The organism is Agromyces sp. MMS24-JH15, assembly GCF_043518605.1.
GTDB lineage: Bacteria > Actinomycetota > Actinomycetes > Actinomycetales > Microbacteriaceae > Agromyces.
Window position 1 is genome coordinate 1,601,776 of record NZ_CP171358.1, and the last position, 15,358, is coordinate 1,617,133.

13 protein-coding genes are annotated in these 15,358 nt (G+C 74.1%); 5 read left to right on the top strand and 8 right to left on the bottom strand.

Annotated elements, in window-relative coordinates; translation table 11 throughout:
- The first annotated feature begins 53 nt into the window (after positions 1 to 53).
- From ACDF64_RS07270 to ACDF64_RS07290, 5 genes are all read left to right on the top strand, one after another.
- Complete coding sequence (locus ACDF64_RS07270) at positions 54 to 1,937, top strand: DEAD/DEAH box helicase (protein WP_394554430.1); 1,884 nt, start codon at positions 54 to 56, stop codon at positions 1,935 to 1,937.
- A 23-nt stretch (positions 1,938 to 1,960) separates the two neighbouring features.
- Complete coding sequence (locus ACDF64_RS07275) at positions 1,961 to 2,407, top strand: MaoC family dehydratase N-terminal domain-containing protein (RefSeq protein WP_394554432.1); 447 nt, start codon at positions 1,961 to 1,963, stop codon at positions 2,405 to 2,407.
- Complete coding sequence (locus tag ACDF64_RS07280) at positions 2,407 to 2,844, top strand: MaoC family dehydratase (protein ID WP_394554434.1); 438 nt, start codon at positions 2,407 to 2,409, stop codon at positions 2,842 to 2,844. The genes ACDF64_RS07275 and ACDF64_RS07280 overlap by 1 nt, the downstream gene beginning before the upstream one ends.
- 1 nt (position 2,845) lies before the next feature.
- The gene (locus ACDF64_RS07285; RefSeq protein WP_394554436.1) at positions 2,846 to 4,033 is read left to right on the top strand and encodes a UDP-N-acetylmuramate dehydrogenase; all 1,188 of its coding nucleotides are present in this window, start codon (positions 2,846 to 2,848) and stop codon (positions 4,031 to 4,033) included.
- 167 nt (positions 4,034 to 4,200) lie between these two features.
- Positions 4,201 to 6,864, top strand: a complete 2,664-nt coding sequence (locus ACDF64_RS07290) for a phosphoenolpyruvate carboxylase (RefSeq protein WP_394554438.1) — start codon at positions 4,201 to 4,203, stop codon at positions 6,862 to 6,864.
- Positions 6,865 to 6,934: 70 nt separating this feature from the next.
- On the opposite strand, the gene ACDF64_RS07295 is transcribed toward ACDF64_RS07290, so the two are convergent.
- From ACDF64_RS07295 to ACDF64_RS07330, 8 genes are all read right to left on the bottom strand, one after another.
- Positions 6,935 to 7,987, bottom strand: a complete 1,053-nt coding sequence (locus ACDF64_RS07295) for a diacylglycerol/lipid kinase family protein (RefSeq protein WP_394554440.1) — start codon at positions 7,985 to 7,987, stop codon at positions 6,935 to 6,937.
- A 38-nt stretch (positions 7,988 to 8,025) separates the two neighbouring features.
- Positions 8,026 to 8,679, bottom strand: a complete 654-nt coding sequence (locus ACDF64_RS07300; RefSeq protein ID WP_394554442.1) for a response regulator — start codon at positions 8,677 to 8,679, stop codon at positions 8,026 to 8,028.
- Positions 8,676 to 9,971: a histidine kinase gene (locus tag ACDF64_RS07305; RefSeq protein WP_394554444.1), complete on the bottom strand. Its 1,296-nt coding sequence runs from the start codon at positions 9,969 to 9,971 to the stop codon at positions 8,676 to 8,678. Before ACDF64_RS07305 ends, ACDF64_RS07300 begins: the two co-directional genes overlap by 4 nt.
- Before the next feature lie 68 nt (positions 9,972 to 10,039).
- Complete coding sequence (locus tag ACDF64_RS07310) at positions 10,040 to 10,984, bottom strand: ABC transporter permease (protein ID WP_394554446.1); 945 nt, start codon at positions 10,982 to 10,984, stop codon at positions 10,040 to 10,042.
- Positions 10,981 to 11,859 (bottom strand): ABC transporter ATP-binding protein, encoded by an 879-nt coding sequence (locus ACDF64_RS07315; protein WP_394554448.1) that lies wholly within the window; start codon positions 11,857 to 11,859, stop codon positions 10,981 to 10,983. The genes ACDF64_RS07310 and ACDF64_RS07315 overlap by 4 nt, the downstream gene beginning before the upstream one ends.
- 380 nt (positions 11,860 to 12,239) lie before the next feature.
- On the bottom strand, positions 12,240 to 13,568 hold the full coding sequence (locus ACDF64_RS07320) for an RNA polymerase sigma factor (RefSeq protein WP_394555069.1): 1,329 nt from the start codon (positions 13,566 to 13,568) through the stop codon (positions 12,240 to 12,242).
- The gene (locus ACDF64_RS07325; protein ID WP_394554449.1) at positions 13,565 to 14,431 is read right to left on the bottom strand and encodes a YciI family protein; all 867 of its coding nucleotides are present in this window, start codon (positions 14,429 to 14,431) and stop codon (positions 13,565 to 13,567) included. The genes ACDF64_RS07320 and ACDF64_RS07325 overlap by 4 nt, the downstream gene beginning before the upstream one ends.
- Positions 14,432 to 14,551: 120 nt before the next feature.
- Positions 14,552 to 15,289 (bottom strand): LysE/ArgO family amino acid transporter, encoded by a 738-nt coding sequence (locus ACDF64_RS07330; RefSeq protein WP_394554451.1) that lies wholly within the window; start codon positions 15,287 to 15,289, stop codon positions 14,552 to 14,554.
- Positions 15,290 to 15,358: the final 69 nt, after the last annotated feature.

Below are 15,358 nucleotides of genomic sequence, written 5' to 3' on the forward strand. Positions count from 1 at the left end.
CGCCCGCGACGGCGCTCCCAGCCTTTGCCGGGGTGTCGGGCGTACCCTGAGATGTGACTTCCGTCGATTCCCAGGTCGAGGTCGAGGCTCCCGCAGAGCCCGCCGCGATCACGTTCGCCGACCTCGGGCTCGACGGGGCGGTGCTCAAGGCCCTCCGCGACGTCGGCTACGAGACGCCCTCGCCGATCCAGGCGGCGACCATCCCGACGCTGCTCAGCGGCCGTGACGTGGTCGGCCTCGCGCAGACCGGAACCGGCAAGACGGCCGCGTTCGCGGTGCCGATCCTGCAGCGCCTCGACGTGTCGCAGAAGACGCCGCAGGCGCTCGTGCTCGCGCCGACCCGCGAGCTCGCGCTCCAGGTCTGCGAGGCGTTCGAGAAGTACGCGTCGCGCCTGAAGGACGTGCACATCCTCCCCGTCTACGGCGGCCAGGCGTACGGCGTGCAGCTCTCGGCGCTCCGCCGCGGCGTGCACATCGTCGTCGGCACGCCGGGCCGCATCATGGACCACCTCGACCGCGGCACGCTCGACCTCTCCGAGCTCAAGTACCTCGTGCTCGACGAGGCCGACGAGATGCTGAAGATGGGCTTCGCGGAGGACGTCGAGTCGATCCTCGCCGACACGCCCGACGACAAGCAGGTCGCCCTGTTCTCGGCGACGATGCCGGCCGCGATCCGCCGGATCTCGCAGCAGTACCTGACCGATCCCGAGGAGATCACGGTCAAGGCGAAGACGCAGACCTCGGCGAACATCACGCAGCGCTACCTCGTCGTGTCGTTCGCGCAGAAGATCGACGCCCTCACCCGGATCCTCGAGGTCGAGAACTTCGAGGGCATGATCGTGTTCGTCCGCACGAAGAACGTCACCGAGGAGGTGGCCGAGAAGCTCCGCGCGCGCGGGTACTCGGCGGCCGCGATCAACGGCGACCTCAGCCAGCAGCAGCGCGAGCGCACCGTGAACCAGCTGAAGAGCGGCAAGCTCGACATCCTGGTGGCGACGGATGTCGCGGCGCGCGGCCTCGACGTCGACCGGATCAGCCACGTCGTGAACTTCGACATCCCGACCGACAGCGAGCCGTACGTGCACCGCATCGGCCGCACGGGTCGTGCGGGCCGCACGGGCGACGCGATCAGCTTCGTCACCCCGCGCGAGCGGGGCCTCCTGGCGCGCATCGAGAAGGCGACCCGCCAGCCGATGATCCAGATGCAGCTGCCGACCGCCGAGGACGTCAACGTGACCCGCCTCGCGCGGTTCGACGACCGCATCACCGAGGCGCTCTCGCAGGCGTCGCGCATCGACGCGTTCCGCGACATCATCGCGCACTACGTTCGCCACCACGACGTGCCCGAGGCCGACGTCGCCGCTGCACTCGCGGTCGTCGCTCAGGGTGACTCGCCGCTGCTGCTCGACCCGAACGCCGAGCCGAAGCGCGGCCGCTTCGAGGACCGCGGCGACCGGCCGGACCGGTCCGACCGCTTCGACCGCGACGACCGTCGCGGCCGCGGGCGCGACGGCGACGAGCGCGGCGACCGGGGCGACCGGCGCGAGCGCCGGCGCACGGGCGGCGCCCTCGCGCCGTACCGCATCGAGGTCGGCCGCCGGCAGCGCGTCGAGCCGCGGCAGATCGTCGGTGCGCTCGCGAACGAGGGCGGCCTCAGCCGCGACGACTTCGGGCACATCGACATCCGGCAGGACTTCTCGATCGTCGAGCTCCCCGCCGACCTCGCGGACGACGTGCTCGACCGGCTGTCGACGACGAAGATCTCGGGCCGGCCGATCGAACTGCGCCCCGACGCGGGCGGCCGCGGCGCCCGCTCGGGCGGCGACGACCGGCGCGGGTACGGCCAGGGCGCTCGCCGCTCCGACCGGCCCCGCTACGACGGCCAGGGTCGCGGGAACCGCCAGGGCGACCGTTCGTCACGGTCGCGGGAGTGGTGACCGTCGCGACGTAGACTGGTTGGATGCCAGTCAATCCCGAGCTGCGCGGGCATGTCTTCGCGCCCCTCGAGCCCTATCTCGTCGGTCGTGAGAAGGTCCGCGAGTTCGCGAACGCGGTGTTCGCGACGAATCCGATCCACCTCGACGTCGAGGCGGCACGGGCGGCCGGGTATGCCGATGTCGTCGCTCCGCCGACCTTCGCCGTGGTCGTGCAGGAGCGCACGCTCGCGCAGCTGCTCGCCGTGCCGGACGGCGGCATCGACTTCTCGCGCGTGGTCCACGGCGACCAGCGGTTCCGGACCACGCGGCCGGTCGTCGCGGGCGACGAGCTCTTCGCCCACCTCGAGGTGACGGCCATCAAGACGCTCGGCGCGCACTCGATGATCACCGCCGAGACGCGGGTCGAGGATGCCTCGGGCGAGCACGTCGTGACCGCGATCGCCACCCTCGTCGTGCGAGGAGACGACTGATGCCGCTGACCCTCACCCACCCCGATTTCGACGCCCTCGTCGTGGGCGACATCGTCGCCGAGCAGTCCTTCCCGCTCACGCGCGATTCGCTCGTGCGCTACGCGGCGGCATCCGGCGACTTCAACCCGATCCACTACCGCGACGACGTCGCCCACCAGGTGGGCCTGCCGGGCGTGCTCGCGCACGGCATGCTGACGATGGGCTTCGCCGTGCAGCCGGTCGTCGACTGGATCGGCGACCCCGGCCGGATCCGCGACTACCAGACCCGGTTCACGCGGCCCGTGGTCGTCGACCCCGCGATCGGCGCGGTGGTCGCGGTCATCGCCAAGGTCGGCACCCTCGACGCCGAGGCCCGCACCGTCCGCATCGACCTGACCGTGAAGGTCGGCGAGGAGACGGTGCTCGGCAAGGCGCAGGTCGTCGTCGACCTCGGCTGACATGACCGACGGCGCCGGATTCCGGGAGCTCACGACCCTCCGCGTCGGAGGGCCGATCCGTCGTCTCGTCCGCGCGACCACGCAGCGCGACCTCGTCGACCTGCTGCGCGAGGCGTGGGAGTCGGGCGAGCCGTGGATGGTGCTCGGCGGCGGGTCGAACCTCCTCGCGAGCGACGAGGGGTTCGACGGCACCGTCGTGCTCGTCGCGAACCGCGGCATCGAGGTGCTGCCGGGCGGCGAGGGCGACCGCGTACGCGTGCGCGTCCAGGCGGGGGAGAACTGGGACGACCTCGTCGGGTGGACCGTCGCGCAGGGGTTCGCGGGCGTCGAGGCGTTGAGCGGCATCCCCGGCTCGGTGGGCGCCGCGCCCGTCCAGAACATCGGCGCGTACGGGCAGGAGCTGTCGGCGAGCCTCGTCGCGATCGAGTTCCTCGACGAGTACGGCGCGCAGCCGCGGCGGATCGAGGCATCCGACCTGGAGCTCGGCTACCGCACGTCGGTGCTGAAGGCCGGGCTCGCGGGCGTCGTCGTGTCGATCGAGCTCGAGCTGCACGACACCGCCGCCGAGCGGGCCGTCCTCGGCGAGGCGATCGGCGGGTCCGTCGCGTACGCCCAGCTCGCGAACGCGCTCGGCGTGCAGCTCGGCGACCGCGTGCCGCTCGCGCGCGTGCGCGACGCGGTGCTCGGCCTGCGCGGCTCGAAGGGCATGGTGCTCGATGCGGGCGACCCGGACTCGGTCAGCGCGGGGTCGTTCTTCACGAACCCGATCGTCGGCGAGCGGTTCGTGCGCACGCTCCCGGCGGATGCCCCGCGCTGGTATCTCGACCCGGAACCGGTCGAGGAGGTCACCCCGCTCGACGCGCTCGCGGCCGGGACCCCGCTCGACGCGTTCCTCGCCCACCAGGCCTCGCTCGAGGCATCCGACGCCGCGCCCGCCGAACCGCAGGGCGAGCCGCTCGTGAAGCTGTCGGCGGCGTGGCTCATCGAGCACGCCGGCATCTCGCGCGGCTTCGCGATCCCGGGCTCGCGCGCGGCGGTGTCGTCGAAGCACACGCTCGCGCTCACCAACCGCGGCGGCGCGACCGCCGAGGAGGTCGCGCAGCTCGCGCGGTTCGTGGTGAGTCGCGTGCAGGCCGAGTTCGGCATCGTGCTCCGGCCCGAGCCGGTGCTCGTCGGCGTCGAGATCTGAGCGCCGGGCGAGCACGCGCAGGGCTCGTGCGGCCGGCACCGGCACGCCCGGGTCGCTTGCGGGCGCGCATCCGGCGGTGCCCGGACGGTCCTGCGCGGCGTCGGGCGGATCGTCACCTGACGCCGCGCGAAACGCACGCGTCATGACGCTCGGGTACCCTCGACCGGGTGAGCACCACCGCAGAGCGTCCCGCTGCACCTTCCCCCGCCGACCGTGATCGAAGCCGCGAAAGCGTCGACCAGCCCCTGCGCGCCGAGGTCCGCCTGCTCGGCGGCCTGCTCGGCCGGGTCCTGACCGAGGCCGGCGGGCCCGAACTCCTCCACGACGTCGAGCGCCTGCGCGCCCTGTCGATCGAGGCGTACGCGTCGAACGACCCCGAGGCGTTCGCCGAGGCCGAGGCGCTCGTCGAGTCGTTCGACGTCGAGCGGGCCGAGCAGGTCGCGCGCGCGTTCACGGTCTACTTCCACCTCGCGAACCTCGCCGAGGAGCACCACCGCGTGCGCGTGCTCCGCGAGCGCGCGGCGCAGCCCGACCCGAAGGACGACTCGCTCGCGGGTGCCGTCGCACGCCTGACCGGCGAGGTCGGCGAGCGCGAGGCGCGCCGCCGGCTCGAGGGCCTGCGGTTCCACCCCGTCTTCACGGCGCATCCGACCGAGGCCCGCCGTCGCGCGGTCGCCTCGTCGATCCGCCGCGTGTCCGACCTGCTCAGCCGCCGCGAGGGCGCGCACGAGGGCGCCCTGCCGACCGTCGAGCTCGACCGCCGCCTGCTCGAGGAGATCGACACGCTCTGGCGCACGACGCCGCTGCGCACGACCCGGCCGACGCCGCTCGACGAGGTCCGCACGGCGATGAGCATCTTCGACCAGACGGTGTTCGAGGTCGTGCCGCGCGTGTACCGGCTCCTCGACGACGTGCTGCTCGGCGACGGGGCGGGCGTCGGCACCGCGCAGGCTCCGTCGTTCGTCCGGTACGGCTCGTGGATCGGCGGCGACCGCGACGGCAACCCGTACGTCACCGCCGAGATCACCGAGCAGGCGGTCGGGATCCAGGCCGAGCACATCCTGCTCGGCCTCGAGCGGGCCGCGTCCCGCATCGGCCGGACCCTGACCCAGAGCTCCGACGACACGCCGCCCGACGCGGCGCTCGTCGACCTCTCCGAGCGGCAGTCGCGGCTCGCGCCCGAGATCGTCTCGCTCATCGGGATCCGCGCACCCCACGAACCGCACCGGCGCGTGCTGCTCGTCGTCGCCGAGCGGATCGCCGCGACGCGCACCGGGGACGACCGGCTCGCCTACCCGTCGCCCGAGGCGCTGCTCGACGACCTCCGGATCATCCAGGGTTCGCTGCGGTCCGGCGGTGCCGCGCGCAGCGCGAACGGCGAGCTGCAGCACCTGATCTGGCAGGTCGAGACCTTCGGGTTCCACCTCGCCGAGCTCGAGGTGCGCCAACACTCGAAGGTGCACCGCGACGCGCTCGCCGAGGTGCGCGCGGGTGGCGAGCTGGGCGCGCAGGCGCTCGAGGTGCTCGAGGTGTTCCGCGCGATCAAGCGCCTCCAGCAGCGCTACGGCGTCCGCGCCTCACGCCGGTACATCGTCTCGTTCACGCAGTCCGCCGAGGACCTCGCGAACGTGTTCGAGCTCGCCGCCGCGGCACTCGGCTCGGCAGCGGATGCCCCGGTGCTCGACGTGATCCCGCTGTTCGAGACGTTCGCCGACCTCGACGCGTCGACCGGCATCCTCGACGGGCTCATCGCCCTCGAGCCCGTGCAGGCACGCCTCGCCGCGACGGGGCGCAAGCTCGAGGTCATGCTCGGCTACTCCGACTCGTCGAAGGACGTCGGGCCGGTCTCGGCGACGCTCGCGCTGAACGCCGCGCAGCGGCGGATCGCCGACTGGGCCGAACGCAACGACATCGAGCTCACCCTCTTCCACGGCCGGGGCGGCGCGCTCGGCCGCGGCGGCGGGCCCGCGAACGAGGCCGTGCTCGCGCAGCCGCCCGGCTCGGTCGACGGCCGCTTCAAGCTCACCGAGCAGGGCGAGGTGATCTTCGCGCGGTACGGCGACCAGGCGATCGCCGCGCGCCACCTCGAGCAGATGGCGGCGGCGACGCTGCTCGCGTCGAGCCCCTCCAACGAGGAGCGCAACCGCGCCGCGGCGGTCGACTTCGCCGACCTCGGTGCGCGGCTCGACCGCGTCTCGCGCGAGCGGTTCTTCGCGCTCGTGAAGGCCGACGGGTTCGCGCCCTGGTACGCGCAGGTCACGCCGATGGAGGAGCTCGGGCAGCTCGCGCTCGGCTCGCGTCCCGCCCGCCGCGGTCTCTCGGTCGAGTCGCTCGAGGACCTCCGTGCGATCCCGTGGGTGTTCTCGTGGACGCAGGCGCGCATCAACCTGACCGGATGGTTCGGGCTCGGCACCGCGCTCGCCGAGGTCGGGGACACGGCCCTGCTGCGCGACGCGTACGAGCGCTGGCCGCTCTTCGCCGCGATGATCGACAACGTCGAGATGTCGCTCGCGAAGACCGACGAGCGCATCGCGCGCCGCTACCTCGAGCTCGGCGACCGCGACGACCTCGCGCAGTTGGTGCTCGACGAGATGGCGCTCACGCGCGAGTGGGTCGTCCGTGCGGCCGGTCGCGAGCTCCTCGAGGGCCGGCCCGTGCTCCGCCGGACGGTGCACCTGCGCAGCCCGTACGTCGACGCGCTGTCGCTGCTCCAGCTGCGCGCGCTCCGCTCGGTGCGCGCGACGGTCGAGCCCGAGGCGGCGGATCCCGATCGCCGGCTCCTGCTCCTCACCGTGAACGGCGTCGCGGCGGGCCTCCAGAACACCGGTTGATCGACGCGGCCGGCGCGGACGCGTCCGTCTCGCTCGCTGCCGCGTCGGGTCCGGTCGCCTCAGCGGTCGGTCAGTTCGCCGCTGCGTCTGTCTCGCCCTCGCCCGGCCGGTACACGTCGAGCGCGCCCGGCAGGAGGCGGACTTGAACCGGCACTCCGGTGGTCGGTTGACCGGTACCGGTCGCCACGGGATCGTCCGGCCGGACCTGCATCGGTTCGCCGTCGTGCGCGAAGGCCGCGGTTCGCCCCGCGGCGGGGCGCACGACGACGTCGAGGTCGGTCGTGGTCCACGCCTCCGAGCGCTCGGGGAGCAGGCCGAGTCCACGCAGCACGGCCGCCGTCCGGCGACCGAACGCGAGCGCCGCGACCGCGCGCGAGCGCGACCCCGCGTGCAGGATCCGGACGTCGAGCACCCCGTCGTCGGTACCGTGGCGCTGGAGGGGGGCCGGGACGAGGGGGTCGTCGCGGCCGACGCTCACGACGAGGCTCCAGACGCGCGCGCGACGGCCGCGGATCGAGATCCCCACCGGCGCGACCCGGCGAACCGCGGCGGCGGCCCCGACCACGCCGCCGAGCCACTTGCCGAGTCGGGGGCGCAGCCGGTCCCGGCGTGCCACGAAGTCGGGGTAGATGCCGACCGAGGCGGCGTTCAGCACCGTGAACGGGCCGAGTCGGCCGACCCGGAGTTCGGCGACGTCCACGGCGGAGCCGGTCCCGGCGACGAGCGCATCGACCGCGACCGCCGCGTCGGTCACGCCGAGCGCGCGCGCGAAGTGGTTGAAGGTCCCGCCGGGCACCACCAGCAGCGGGAGGCCGTGCTCCACTGCGACCGCGGCCGCCGACGCGACCGTGCCGTCGCCGCCGACGATGCCGAGGATGCGGGGCGGGGCGTCCCCGGCGAGGGCCCGCCGGAGTACGGTCGCGGCGTCCTCGTCGTCGAGTTCGTGGACCACGGCGCGGGGGAGGCGCTCGTGCAGCGTGCGCAGCGGGTCCGCGCGCACGACGGCCGTCCCCGAGGAGCGGTTGGCGACGACGAAGAGGCCGTCGCCGTCCGGGCAGGGCGGCAGCGCGCGGTCGGAGGCCGCGAGGCCCCCGCCGCGGGGTCGGGCGTCGGGCTGGCTCACCTGCCCCAGCGTACGGGCCGCCTGCGCGCACGGCGGCGTCAGAGCACCCCGAGCTCCATCGCGCGCGTCACCGCACGCGTTCGGTCGCCGACCCCGAGCTTCTCGAACACGTGGAGCAGGTGCGTCTTCACGGTCGCCTCGCCGATGAACAGCGCGCGCCCGATCTCGGGGTTCGACTTCCCGGCGGCGACCAGGCGGAGCACCTCCAGCTCGCGCGGCGAGAGCGCCGGAGCGGATGCCTCCGCCGGCGGCTCGGCGACCGCAGCGGCGCGAAGCCGGCGGGCGAGCTGCGCCGCGACCGACGGCGCGAGCACCGTCTCGCCGGCGACGACGGCGCGGATGCCCGCGAGGATCTCCTCCTGCGGCGCCGCCTTCAGGAGGTAGCCGCTCGCACCGGCCTCGATGGCCGACACGATGTGCTCGTCGGTGTCGTACGTCGTGAGGACCAGCACGTGCGCCGCGGTGCCGGCCTCGATGATCGCGCGCGTCGCGGCGGCACCGTCGAGCACGGGCATGCGCAGGTCGATGAGCACGAGGTCGGGATGCTCCGCCTCGGCGAGCGCGACGGCCTGGGCGCCGTCCGCGGCCTGGCCGACCACGGCGAGGTCCGGGTCGGACTCCAGCAGGCCGACGATGCCGGCCCGCACGATCGGGTGGTCGTCGGCCACGAGGATGCGGATGGGGCGGGTCATCCGTTCGCCTCCCGCTCGGATCCGGCGGGTGCGGCGCCGGGCCACCGGCCGGCGGCCGTCCCGTCGACGCGTCGGCTGGGTGCCGCGTCGAGCCGGGTGGATGCCGCGTCGAGCCGGGTGGATGCCCCGCCGAGCGGCACCTCGACCGCGAGCTCCGTCCCCCCGTCCGGGGCGGCGCCGAACGCGACGCGTCCGTCGGCGAGTGCGAGCCGGTCGCGCAGGCCGGACAGGCCGAACCCGCCCTCGCCGGGTCGGGCGTCGCCCGGGCCGACGCCGTCGTCGCGCACCGTGAGCCGTGCCGCGCCGCCACCCGTGCCGAGCGTGATCCACGCGTGGCGCGCGTGCGCGTGCTTGCGAACGTTCGCGAGTCCCTCCTGCGCCGTGCGGAGCAGCAGCACCTCGAGCTCGCGGCCCAGGCCCGCGGCATCCGCCCGCACGTCCACCTCGACGCCCGTCTCGCGCTCGAACGTCGCGGCGAGCCGGCCGAGCGCGTCGGCGAGGGTCGAGCCGACGTCGACCGGCGCGAGGGCGGCGACCAGCCCGCGCGCCTCGGTCAGCGCCTCGCGCGCCATCTCCTCGATGAGGGCGACGTCCTCCCGGGCGGCGGCGGCCCGCACGGCGTCGACCGGGGTGCCGTCGGTCCCCGAGAGCCGGTTGCCGGTGCGCTGGGCGACCATCACGAGCCCGGTCAGGCTCTGCGCGATCGTGTCGTGGATCTCGCGGGCGAGGCGGGCGCGCTCGTCGGTGACGCCCGCGTCGCGGTGCAGCGCGGCGAGCTCGCCCTGCGCGGCCTGCAGTTCCTCGAGCAGCCGCGCGCGCTCGTCGCCGATCTCGGCGATGCGGGTGATCCAGAGGCCGAGCCCGATGCTGAAGGCCAGCGAGAGGCCGGCCACGCCGGCCCCGACGAGCGCGCCCGCCCAGCCGTAGTGCAGCGCGTAGCCGAGGGCGACGCCGAGCGAGAGCACCACGTTCGAGCTCACCGCGCGCCGGGTCGACGGTGCGGTGACCCAGAGGTACGGGTAGGCGAACGTCTGCATCGTCGCGAAGGATGCCTCGAACGCGGTGCCGGCCGTGAGGATCACGAACAGCAGCGCGGTGATCGCGAGGTGGTGCCCGGAGTCCTTGAACCCGAGCCGGCCCCGGAAGTAGGCCGCGTAGACCACGAGGAACGCCGCGAGCACCCCCCACGCGGCGTACGTCTGCGGACCGATCGGCGTGTCGATCAGCGTGATCACGACGATCACCGCGACGACGGCGACCGCGACGACGTCCCACCAGCGGCGGTTCAGCATGGTCCCATGCTGGCACGGCGCCCCGTGGCGGGCGCCGTGCCGAGCGGGGCCGGCCGACGGGGCATCCGTCACGTGTCCTTCCGGATCCAGCGGAAGGTGAGTCGCGAGATCACGAGCCCGACGACGAGCCAGGCGAGGAGCACGACGGCGCACCATCCGAGGTCCCAGCTCTCGTTGGGCTCGAGCGCCTTGAAATCGTCGGGCAGGAACACCGAGCGCATGGCCTGCGCGATCCACTTGAGCGGGAAGACCGAGGCGAGGTTCTGCATCCACTCGGGCAGCGACGAGAACATGACGTAGACGCCCGAGATGAACTGCAGCACGAGCAGGATCGGCACGACGACCGCGCTCGCGCTGCGGCCCGAGCGCGGCACCGACGACAGCGCGATGCCGAGCAGGGCGGATGCCGCGGTGCCGAGCACGAACACCCACACGAACCTGACCCACTTCTCGGGCTCGGTCGGGAGGTCGACGCCGAACACCAGCGCGGCGACCGCGATGAGCACGCCGGCCTGGATCACGCCCGTGAGGAACACCTCGCCGATCTTGCCGATGAAGTACGAGACCGGCGACAGCGGCGTGCCGCCCAGGCGCTTCAGCGTGCCGTCGGACTTGCGCTCGGCGATGTCGATCGCGAGGTTCTGCACGCCCGAGAGCAGGATGCCCGCGGCGAGCATCGCCGGCAGGTAGTAGGCGCCCATGTCGATGGTCGTCGTGCCGATCGTCATCTCCTGGTCGCCGAACACGGCGGTGAAGATGCCGAGCATGACGACCGGGAACAGGAAGGTGAAGAACACCTGGTCGGGCAGGCGGAAGTAGGTGCGCGTCTCGTACCAGATGCGCGAGACGCCGTTCGGGACGACGCGGGCGCGCGCGTAGGCGCGGCCGCCGCCGGGGGTGCCGGTCGTCCGGGGCGCTCCGGAGGGTCCGGGCGTTCCGGCGGGAGCCGGTGCGGATGCCTCCGGCGTGGCCGCCGATGCGGTGGTGCCGTGGGTGAGGCCGACGTCGCTCATGCCGCCTGCTCCTTCGTGTCGGACGCGGCCGCAGCGGCCACGAGGTCGAGGTAGATGTCCTCCAGGCCGGGCCGGACGACCTCGAGCTCGGAGGGTTCGCCGCCGAGCTCGGCGGTGAGCGCCGCGACGAGCGCGGCCGGTTCGGCGGTGCGGCGTTCGCGCAGGCCGCCGGCGTCGCGCCACCGCACGATCGGGATGCGGGCGTCCGCGCCGCCGATCGACCCGACCGGGCCGACCTCGATGAGCCGGCCGCCCGCGATCACGCCCGCGCGATCCGAGAGCTGGGCGGCTTCGTCGAGGTAGTGGGTCGTGAGGAGGATCGTCGTGCCCTCCGACTTCAACTGCCGGACGAGTCCCCAGAACTCGCGCCGCGCCTCTGGGTCGAACCCGGTCGTCGGCTCGTCGAGGAAGAGCAGCTCGGGCCGCCCGATGATTCCGAGCGCGACGTCGACGCGACGCCGCTGCCCGCCGGAGAGCCGCGAGATGCGGGTCTTCGCCTTCTCGCGCAGGCCGACCGCGTCGAGCACGTCGTCGACGCGTCGCGGGTTCGGGTAGAGGCTCGCGAAGTGCGCGAGCTGCTCGCGCACGGTGGTCTGCGCCGCCTCGGCGGAGGACTGCAGGACGATGCCCATGCGCGCCTTCCAGTCGAGGCCGCCGTGGCTCGGGTCGACGCCGAGCACGTGCACGTCGCCCGACGTGCGATCGCGGTACCCCTCGAGGATCTCGATCGTGGTCGACTTCCCGGCGCCGTTCGGGCCGAGGAGTGCGAACGTCTCGCCGCGGTGCACGTCGAGGTCGATGCCGTCGACGGCGACCAGGGGGCCGTAGGCCTTGCGCAGCCCGCGGATGCGGATCGCTGCTTCGGTGGTGGTCATGGGCCCAGCGTGGCAGCGGGCGGAGCCGGCCGGTAGCGGTCGGGCGGTGGAACGCGGCATCCATCGACCGGTGGATGCCGACCCACCCCGGTGGTCGAGTAGCGCCGCCGGAGGCGACACCCCTTCCGGTGGTCGAGTAGCGCCGCCGGAGGCGCCCACCCCGGTGGTCGAGTAGCGCCGCCGGAGGCGACGCGTATCGAGACCATGGTGACGTGATCTCGATACGCGTCCTCGCTGCGCTCGGGCGCTACTCGATCACCGGGAGGGGTCGCTGCGCTCGGGCGCACCTCGATCACCGGGAGGGGTCGCTGCGCTCGGGCGCACCTCGATCACCGGGAGGGGTCGCTCCGCTCGGGCGCTCCTCGATCACCGCGCGGGCGCTACGCGGACCCGAGCCCAGCGAGTCGCCGCTCGAGGTAGCGCCGCTCGGGCCCGGTCGGGGCGAGCGCGATCGCCTCGCGGTAGCGGCGGGCCGAGGCATCCACTCGCCCCAGCCGGCGGAGCAGGTCGGCCTGCGCGGCCGGCAGCAGGTGGTAGCCGGCGAGCCGGCCGGATGCCTCGAGCGCGGCGAGTGCCGCGAGCCCGTGTTCGAGCCCGTCGGCGAACCCGATCGCGATCGCGCGGTTGAGGTCGACGAACGGCGAGTCGGCGAGCGCGGCCAGGTCGTCGTACCGCGCCGCGATCGCGCGCCAGTCGGTGTCCGCCGCGGTCGCCGCGCGTGCGTGCTCCGCCTGGATCCGGGCCTGCAGGGCGTATGGCCCCGACCGATCGGTCGAAGTCGGCACCCGCCCGAGGGTTCCGACCAGCGCGAGCCCTTCCGCGACCTCGGCGGCGTCCCACCGCGTCCGATCCTGCTCCTCGAGCGGCACCAGTTCGCCCGAGGCATCCGTGCGGGTCGCCGACCGCGCGTGCTGCAGCAGCAGGAGCGCGAGCAGTGCGCGCGCCTCGGGGTCCTCGGGCAGCAGTCCGACGACGAGCCGCGTCAGCCGGATCGCCTCGGCCGCGAGGTCGAGTCGCTGCAGCCGGTCGCCCGAGGACGCGACGTAGCCCTCGTTCGCGATCAGGTACAGCACGGCGAGCACGCCGCCGAGCCGCTCGGGCAGCGCGTCGGGCGGCGGAACCCGGTAGGGGATCCCGGCGTTGCGGATCTTCCGCTTCGCGCGCACGATGCGCTGCGCCATCGTCGCCTCGGGCACGAGGAACGCACGCGCGATCTCCGGCGTCTCGAGGCCGCCGACCGTGCGGAGCGTGAGCGCGACGCGCGCCTCCATCGGCAGGGCCGGGTGGGCGCATGTGAAGACGAGCCGCAGCCGGTCGTCCCACGCGGGCTCGTCGCCGCGCCCGGCGACCACGTCGGCGGGGTCGGCGGCTCCGCCTCGCGCTCGCGGGTCGTCCCCGGTCGCCTCCGCGTCCATGAGCCACTCCTTCACCTTCGCGGCCTCGACGCCGCGGCGCCGCAGCCGGTCGAGCGCGAGGTTGCGGGCCGTCGTCGTGAGCCATGCGCCCGGGTTCCGGGGCACGCCGTCGCGCGGCCAGGTCGCGGCCGCGCGCTCGAACGCGGCCGCGGCCGCCTCCTCGGCGACGTCCCAGTCGCCGGTCGTGCGGATGAGCGTCGCGACGACACGCGCCCACTCGCCCTCGAACGCGGTCCGGAGCGCCGGCCCGACCTCGTGCGAGGCCGGGCCGGCCGCGCCGGACTCGTCGCTCAGCGGCCCGCCTCCGCCGGTGTCCCGGCGCGCTCCGCTGCGAGTGCGGCGAGCACCTCGGCGGCGCCCGGCTGGAGCCGGACGTCGCGCTCAGCGTCCTCCCGCGCCGCGCGCGCGACGTGGTCGTCGTCGGGGTCGAACGGCCACAGCGGCCACAGTTCGAGGATCCCCCCGCGCGCCATCGGATGCCCCGCCGCGACGCCCACCGCGTCGGCCAGGTCGGCCGCCTCGATGAGGTCGAAGCCCGCGACCCACTCCTTCGCCTCGCTGAAGGGGCCGTCGGTGACGATCACGCGGTCGTCGCGGCGGCGGACGAAGGTCGCGTCGGACGGCGGGCGCAGCACGTCGCCGAAGAGGCGTGCGCCGCGGGCGTCCATCTCCCGCACCCAGGCCTCGGGGTCGTCGTCGCCCTCGCCGCCGCTCGCCGCGTCCTGCGCGGCCGACGGGTCCGCGATGACGAGCATGAGGTACCGGCTGCCGTGCACGGGCCGGTCGGGGAACCCGTCGGGCACGACCCGCGAGCCGGGCCCGGCGTCGGGCCACTGCACGAAGGGCCGCACCTCGACCTCGCCGAAGCGGGCGGCCGGATGCCTCGACGCGACCTCGATCGCCTCGTCGAGGTCGGCGGCGACGATGACGTCGAATCCGCCGATCGCCTCCTTCGCCTCGGTGAACGGCCCGTCGGTCACGAGGAGCTCGCCCCGGCGGATCCGCACGGTCGTGGCGTCCTGCGGCGGGCGGAGCCGCTCGCCGTACTCCGAGACGTCGCGGGCGACGAGGTCGGCGACCCACGCGCCGATGTCGTCGTCCTCGGGGGCGTAGGGCTGCGGGTCCGTGCCCTCGCGGTAGAACAGCGCGTACTCCATGGTGGAATCCCTTCTCTCGGTCACGCTACGCACGTACGACGAACGGCGGGAGTGGGAATCGACAGGTCGGCGACGTCGAGTGTCCGGCAGGTGCGACTCGCGGGGACCGGCGCGGGTGCGTCAGCGCGGCAGGACGAGGGAGACGGCGATCGCGACCATGACGACCGCGATGACCGCGTCGAGGATCCGCCAGGCGCGCGGGGTCGCGAGCCAGCGGCCGAGCCAGCGCGCGCCGTAGGCGAGCCCGAAGAACCACAGGATGCTCGCGACCCCCGCGCCCGCGGCGAACGCCCAGCGCCCGTCGCCGTGCGAGTTCGCGACCGAGCCGAGCAGGAACACGGTGTCGAGGTAGACGTGCGGGTTGAGCCAGGTGAGCGCCAGCGCGGTGCCGAGGACGGCTCCCCTGGTGGTCGAGGAGCGCCCGACGGAGTCGGACGCGTCTCGAGACCGGTCGGCATCCGCGCTTCGGGCGTTTCGAGACGCGTCCTCGCTGCGCTCGCGCGCTCCTCGACCACCGGGGACGACGAGCGCATCGACGCGCACGGGTTCCGCGACCTGCAGCACCTCGCCGGACGGACGGATGGCCCGCCGCGCGGCCAGCACGCCGTAGCCGAGCAGGAAGGCGAAGCCGGCCCAGCGCACGACGTCGATCAGCCACGGCACCGCGGTGAGCACGGCGCCGATGCCCGAGACGCCGACGACGATGAGCACGAGGTCGCTGATCGCGCACACCGCGGCGACCGCGAAGGCGTGCTCGCGGCGGATCCCCTGCCGCAGCACGAACACGTTCTGCGCGCCGATGGCGACGATGAGCGAGAGGCCGAGGCCGAGTCCGGCGAGCGCGTGCGAGAGGTCCACGTGGATCGACGCTAGGCGAGACATCAAATGAAATCCAGCTCAGGATGCTTCAGTTCCATTAGCATCGCT

Excerpts from the sequence above, each read along its gene's own strand:
- ACDF64_RS07275 (WP_394554432.1), top strand. The coding sequence starts at position 1,961 with ATGCCAGTCAATCCCGAGCTGCGCGGGCATGTCTTCGCGCCCCTCGAG.
- ACDF64_RS07285 (WP_394554436.1), top strand. The coding sequence starts at position 2,846 with ATGACCGACGGCGCCGGATTCCGGGAGCTCACGACCCTCCGCGTCGGA.
- ACDF64_RS07325 (WP_394554449.1), bottom strand. The coding sequence starts at position 14,431 with ATGGAGTACGCGCTGTTCTACCGCGAGGGCACGGACCCGCAGCCCTAC.
- ACDF64_RS07315 (WP_394554448.1), bottom strand. The coding sequence starts at position 11,859 with ATGACCACCACCGAAGCAGCGATCCGCATCCGCGGGCTGCGCAAGGCC.
- ACDF64_RS07305 (WP_394554444.1), bottom strand. The coding sequence starts at position 9,971 with ATGCTGAACCGCCGCTGGTGGGACGTCGTCGCGGTCGCCGTCGTCGCG.
- ACDF64_RS07300 (WP_394554442.1), bottom strand. The coding sequence starts at position 8,679 with ATGACCCGCCCCATCCGCATCCTCGTGGCCGACGACCACCCGATCGTG.
- ACDF64_RS07280 (WP_394554434.1), top strand. The coding sequence starts at position 2,407 with ATGCCGCTGACCCTCACCCACCCCGATTTCGACGCCCTCGTCGTGGGC.
- ACDF64_RS07310 (WP_394554446.1), bottom strand. The coding sequence starts at position 10,984 with ATGAGCGACGTCGGCCTCACCCACGGCACCACCGCATCGGCGGCCACG.